Source organism: Candidatus Schekmanbacteria bacterium (assembly GCA_003695725.1).
In the GTDB taxonomy this organism is placed as follows: domain Bacteria; phylum Schekmanbacteria; class GWA2-38-11; order GWA2-38-11; family J061; genus J061.
In genome coordinates, this window is the sequence record RFHX01000294.1 from 1 (window position 1) to 5,628 (window position 5,628).

The 5,628-nt window shown below is 36.1% G+C and carries 6 protein-coding genes; 4 read left to right on the plus strand and 2 right to left on the minus strand.

The genetic code is table 11. The features are described from left to right. Window positions 1-82: 82 nt before the first annotated feature. A complete protein-coding gene (locus D6734_11075; protein RMF92964.1) occupies window positions 83-799 on the plus strand; it encodes a hypothetical protein in 717 nt (238 codons plus the stop codon). An 18-nt stretch (window positions 800-817) separates the two neighbouring features. On the opposite strand, the gene D6734_11080 is transcribed toward D6734_11075, so the two are convergent. Both D6734_11080 and D6734_11085 read right to left on the minus strand, forming a co-directional pair. Further along, window positions 818-1,561, minus strand: coding sequence for a SagB/ThcOx family dehydrogenase (locus D6734_11080; GenBank protein RMF92965.1), 744 nt, complete (start codon window positions 1,559-1,561; stop codon window positions 818-820). Further along, window positions 1,558-2,127 carry a peroxiredoxin gene (locus D6734_11085; GenBank protein RMF92966.1) on the minus strand — a complete coding sequence of 190 codons (570 nt, stop codon included), beginning with the start codon at window positions 2,125-2,127 and terminating at the stop codon, window positions 1,558-1,560. The genes D6734_11080 and D6734_11085 overlap by 4 nt, the downstream gene beginning before the upstream one ends. Window positions 2,128-2,259: 132 nt before the next feature. Between D6734_11085 and D6734_11090 the strand changes: the two genes are divergently transcribed. The 3 genes from D6734_11090 to D6734_11100 form a co-directional block, all read left to right on the plus strand. After that, window positions 2,260-3,723: a cysteine--tRNA ligase gene (locus D6734_11090; GenBank protein RMF92967.1), complete on the plus strand. Its 1,464-nt coding sequence runs from the start codon at window positions 2,260-2,262 to the stop codon at window positions 3,721-3,723. Beyond that, a complete protein-coding gene (gene rlmB, locus D6734_11095) occupies window positions 3,689-4,468 on the plus strand; it encodes a 23S rRNA (guanosine(2251)-2'-O)-methyltransferase RlmB (protein RMF92968.1) in 780 nt (259 codons plus the stop codon). Before D6734_11090 ends, rlmB begins: the two co-directional genes overlap by 35 nt. Window positions 4,469-4,528: 60 nt before the next feature. Further along, window positions 4,529-5,628 (plus strand): HD-GYP domain-containing protein (locus tag D6734_11100; protein ID RMF92969.1); only part of this gene is annotated, 1,100 nt, incomplete at its 3' end.

A 5,628-nucleotide genomic window follows, 5' to 3' on the forward strand; every position in this document is an offset into this window, starting at 1 on the left:
TTAATAAAAAAATTAGCAATTTTGTTTTTAAAATAATAGGATTTAAAATAAAAAATTAGAATCTCTTTTAAGGAGTCAAAAAATGCAGGAAGAGAGAAAACCCTTTAAAAAATTCTGTTACTGGATGGACAAGGTTGCAACTGATAATTTAAAAAAAGAGCTTCTGAGCGAAAGAAAAAAATTTTCCCTTGCCGTCAAACTTCCCTGCGAATCTTTAAAGGCTCAAATTGGTATCGTATCACCTGAGATTTGGAATTTAAATTGCCGTTATGATGCGGCGCCGTGGTATTATGCCTCAAATTATAATGGGAAATATCTCGTTGTCTCAGATGAGCGTTTACCATCTAAATATGAAGAGATGCTCGAAGTAATAGTCAACGAGAGCGACTTTTCACCTGATTCATATCCATCGAGGGAAGAAATAGAGACATTGGCTGAATCCAGTAAATATAAAAGCCAAGTTCCCGAAGGATGGCTTGCATTCCCGCCTGAATCTAAATCGAGGCTGGCTGATGCATTTAAAAATAGTGTTGGAATCGATGATTCAATTGATGAAATCTTCAGATTTTGGGATGCAGTGCATTCAAATTTCATCGAGGGAAAATTTGCTGTCGAAAAAAATGGAGAGACAATTCCTTATACAATAACGGATACAAACCATACCAGCAGTTGTTGTGTTGAGCTTTTCAACATTGTAGGCAGAGAATTTAAGGTCAAATATGTCAAACCCTGCCTTGGCGCAAAGATAATGAAAGCATTGGAAGCTGACCGCTATTACGAAGTTAAAAGTGTGAAATAAGATTGGAAGATGAATTAGCTATAACTTTTTAGGGATAATAGGTTTTCCTACTGTGCTCATATAGAGTGTGCTTTCCTCTTTCCCATCGACTTCAATCAATTCGTTGACTTCATCGTCGAAAAAAGCGGCAATCTGACAGCTCACAAGCCCAATCGATACTGCGGCAAGAGAGAGGTGCGCGGCGATGTGTCCTGCATCGAGATAAACATAGCGATATGCTCTTTCGCTGTATTTCCACTTTGAGCGCTCGAAGATAGCTGTCCAGATGAAGCAGAGGGGTGCTAAAGCAACCATATCTTGACCAAGTGCAGCAGAAGCAGTTTTTTTGGAAAAATCACCTTCTTTGATAGTTTCAAGTGAGTGTGATTTGACAGCGTAGTGATATATTCCTTTTTCAATCTCTTTGACATTGTTCACTAAAAGATATGTTTCAATGGGATACAATGCGCCTGCAGAAGGTGCCGCTCTGAATTCATAGCCGTAAATTTGAGCTGTGATGCCTTGGGTTGCCCATAAGAGATAAGATAAATCAGATAAAGAGAGAGGACTGTTGCTATAATCTCTTATACTGCGCCTTTTCATTATGATATTTGAAAAAGATTCCTCTTTATCTCGTGCTGGAGGCGGAAGTTTTATTTTTTTGCTATCTGGATATTCCTTGTAAAGAGGCGGCTTTTTGCTCCAGTCCAGCCTTCCTCCTGATAAAGAATGACGGGAATATTTGGTTTTTTCTTGAAATTTTTCTCCTTCTTTTGCGCTCATAACTCACTATCTTTTTTTTCAAAATCAAAAATAGATTTTATGTCATTATAAACTTCTTCGCTGTGACGAGAAACATCAACTTTTTTGTAAATTTTTTTTATGATTCCATTGCCATCAATTATAAAAGTCATTCTTTTAGCGAATTTGATTGTCCTCAAATATTGGGTATAAGTTCCGTATTCTTTTGAAATTTCACCGTCTTTATCGCTTAGAAGTGTAAAGGGGAGATTATATTTTTCTTTAAATTTTTTATGTGATTCTTCATTGTCAAGACTTATTCCAAGCACAACAACTCCCAAACTTTTGATTTTTTCATATGAATCTCTGAAGCTGCATGCTTCATTCGTGCATCCCGGAGTATTGTCTTTTGGATAGAAATATAAGACAACAATCTTGCCTTTGAAGTCAGAGAGCGATACCTTCTTCCCCTCATCATTTAACGCTGTAAAATCAGGTGCTTTATCGCCTTCTTTCAAAACTATTTCATTTCCTTTAGAATTGTTTACTATAAAAATGACAAGGAAAAAAAGGATTACGAATAAAAGTATATAATAATTTTTTTGCATTCTTTCTCCTTCTTTGGAATTTTCTAATAAAAAAAGATTGGAAAATCAAAGAATAGTTTACTTTAATACCTTGTCCATTCTTGACATTTTTCAACTTTTCATTTACCAACACACTACTTTTGGAGATATGAAATGAGTATAACACTTTATAATACATTGGCACGCAAAAAGGAAGAGCTTGTCCCTATTGAGAAAGGGAAAGTGGGAATGTATGTTTGCGGTGTAACAGTGTATGATGTCTGCCATATCGGACATGCGAGAAGCTCTGCTGCATTTGATACAATTAGGAATTACTTGGAATACAAGGGCTATGATGTAACTTTCGTAAAGAATTTTACAGATATAGATGACAAAATCATAAATCGGGCTAACGAGGAAGGCGTTGACTACAAAGCAATCTCCGAAAAATATATTGAAGAATATTACAAAGATATGAGAGCACTCAATATTAGAGATGCAGATGTTGAGCCGAGGGCTACTCAATTTATAGACAAAATGATTGAGATGGTATCAGGGTTGATTGAAAAGGGATTTGCCTATGAAATAGACGGAAGTGTCTATTTCGAGGTGGAGAAATTCAGAGGATATGGAAAACTTTCAGGAAAAAATCTTGATGAGCTTCAAGCAGGTGCAAGAGTTGCAGTCGATGAAGAAAAAAGGAATCCCCTTGATTTTGCTCTTTGGAAAAAATCAAAAGAAAATGAACCTGCTTGGGATTCCCCTTGGGGTAAGGGGCGTCCCGGCTGGCATATTGAATGCTCTGTAATGGGAATGAATATTCTTGGCGAAACTTTTGATATCCATGGCGGAGGGAAGGACCTAATCTTTCCCCATCACGAAAATGAAATTGCTCAGTCGGAATCATTTAGCGGCAAACCTTTTGTAAAATATTGGATGCACAATGGCTTCGTGAATATCGATGAAGAGAAGATGTCCAAATCTTTGGGAAATTTCTTTACAATTAGAGATATACTAAAAAGCTATCCTGCTGAAGCATTGAGACTTTTTCTGCTTTCTACTCATTATAGAAATCCAATCAATTTTTCTGAAGAGAATATTAAAAATGCCTGCGCAAGTTTAGACCGCATATATACTACTCTTGGCATGCTCAGAGATAAAGGTGTCAATATCGAAGCACAGAAGGAAAGATTGGATTCAGTCAAAGGTAAAGGCAAGAGAGACGCATCTTCTTTTATGAAGTCCTTTGAAGAAGCAATGGATGATGATTTCAATACTGCCCTTGCCATCGGTCGGCTTTTTGAATATGTAAAGGAAATCAATAAGAGTGCTTCATCCTTAGATGCAACGAAGAGTAATAATAGGGGAAAGCTTGCAAACTCCTGTGCTGAGATTTTAATGGCAGGGAAGATACTTGGCATACTTTCACATACGCCTGATGAATGGTTCAAAAAAGCCCGCACCACACAGCAGTTGGATACTCTTTCAGAAGAAGAAATAGAGGAGCTCATTGCAAAGAGAAGCGAAGCAAGACAACAAAAGAATTGGGCTGAAGCCGATAGAATTAGGGATGAATTAAAGAGCAAAGGTATAATCTTGGAAGATGGTCCGCAAGGGACAACATGGAAGAAAGCCTGATAGGGCTGCTCTCAAAAAAAAGGAAATCATTTACGGTCTCAATCCTGTCAAGGAATCAATAAGAGCGGGAAAAAGAAAAATCTTTTCCATATATCTGCTGAAAAGAAGAAGTGATTTTTTTCACAATATCATTGAGGAAGCTGAAAGGAAAAATATCAGAATAATTTTTTCTGATGAAAGAGAAATAGAAAAAATGGCTTCTTCTTCGACGCATCAAGGTATTGCCGCAGAAATCTCGCCTTATCCATATTTATCAATAGACGATTTTTTGAAGGAAGTTTCGGACAAGGAAGATTCTTTTGTTCTCTTCTTGGATGGGATTACTGATCCGATGAATTTTGGCTCTATAATACGAAGTGCTCTACTTTTCGGTGTTGATTATATCGTAACAGAAGAACGAAATTGCGCGCCTGTTACAGCCACTGTGTGCAAAGCATCAGCAGGCGCTGTTGAACATATGAAAATTGTTGTAGTTACAAATCTTGTAAAATTGGCTGAAAGATTAAAAGATATTGGATTCTGGATTTATGGCGCTGATGCTGAAGCATCACATTCGATTCGGGAGATGGATTTCCCCAAAAAGAAGGTCATTGTATTGGGAAGTGAGGGCAAAGGTATAAGGCGGCTACTAAAAACAGTTTGTGATGACCTCTTCTTTATTCCTACTACAAGAGTTATCGATTCTCTAAATGTTTCAGCTGCAGCTTCGGTAATATTATCACATCTTTATTCATTTAAAAAATAAATCGATTCCATTCCAAAATTCTATCTAAAAGAATAGGGCAGTTGTTACGATTATATAAGATTGTCTATCACTTCCCTGAAAAAAATTATACATGTGCTTATGATTAAGAAAATCAAAACTGATAAGCTTAAAGTTGGTATGTTTATAGCAGACTTGAATACTCCATGGCGTTATCATCCATTTTTCAGAAGTTCGCTGTTAATCAAAAGCAAGAAAGAGATAGAAAAAATTCGTAACTATCAAATTGATGAAGTCTATATAGATACGGAAAAGGGAAAGGATTCAATCGATGCAGTTGACAGTAATAAGGAGAAAAAGAAATATTCTAATGCAATATTAAGGAAGTTTTCCCGTCAGTCAAAAAAGGAATTCGATAAGGAAGAGGATAATAAAAGGATTTTAACTTATGAAAATGCAAAAGCAATCTACTACGAATCCTTGAAATCTGTTGAGCAGATTTTTGAAAAGATAAATACTTCATCAATTCTTGGTTCTGAAAAAATCAATAATATAGTTGCTTTTCTCAATGAATTGGTTGATGGAAATGCAGAGTCGGTTTTTGTTTTAACGAAAATAAAAAATTTCAACCAATATACATATCAACATTCTCTCAATGTTGCCCTTCTGTCCATACTTTTTGGAAAAAGGCTTGGCTTTCCGAAAAATGAATTAAAAATCTTGGGAACAGGAGCTCTTTTGCATGATTGCGGTATTGTCAAAATACCATCAACTATTCTCAACAAGCCAGCTAAATTGACTGATGATGAATATGATCTTATAAAAAAACATCCTCTTCACAGCTTTAATATTCTTGAAAAAACAGAAGGTATGTCACGGAAATCTCTGTTGATTGCCCTCCAGCATCACGAAAAATATTCCGGCTTTGGTTATCCAAAAGGGCTTCCAGGTTATAGATTGAGTACCTATTCAATGATGGTTGCCATTGCAGATATATATGATGCTATATGTACAGATAAGCCATATCGCCGAGGGTTAACACCTTTTAATGCACTTCAAAAAATTTATAGTTGGAGAGGAAACCACTTGAATCCAAAACTTGTTGATTATTTCATAAGGACAGTTGGAGTTTATCCTGTAGGTACTGTTTTGAAATTTAAAAACGGGTTTATTGGAATTGTTAAAAGGATACGAGATAAAAA

What these genes read in the sequence shown, in the direction of transcription:
- D6734_11085 (RMF92966.1), bottom strand. Translation starts at nt 2,127, where the DNA reads ATGCAAAAAAATTATTATATACTTTTATTCGTAATCCTTTTTTTCCTT.
- D6734_11075 (RMF92964.1), top strand. Translation starts at nt 83, where the DNA reads ATGCAGGAAGAGAGAAAACCCTTTAAAAAATTCTGTTACTGGATGGAC.
- D6734_11080 (RMF92965.1), bottom strand. Translation starts at nt 1,561, where the DNA reads ATGAGCGCAAAAGAAGGAGAAAAATTTCAAGAAAAAACCAAATATTCC.
- rlmB (RMF92968.1), top strand. Translation starts at nt 3,689, where the DNA reads ATGGTCCGCAAGGGACAACATGGAAGAAAGCCTGATAGGGCTGCTCTC.
- D6734_11090 (RMF92967.1), top strand. Translation starts at nt 2,260, where the DNA reads ATGAGTATAACACTTTATAATACATTGGCACGCAAAAAGGAAGAGCTT.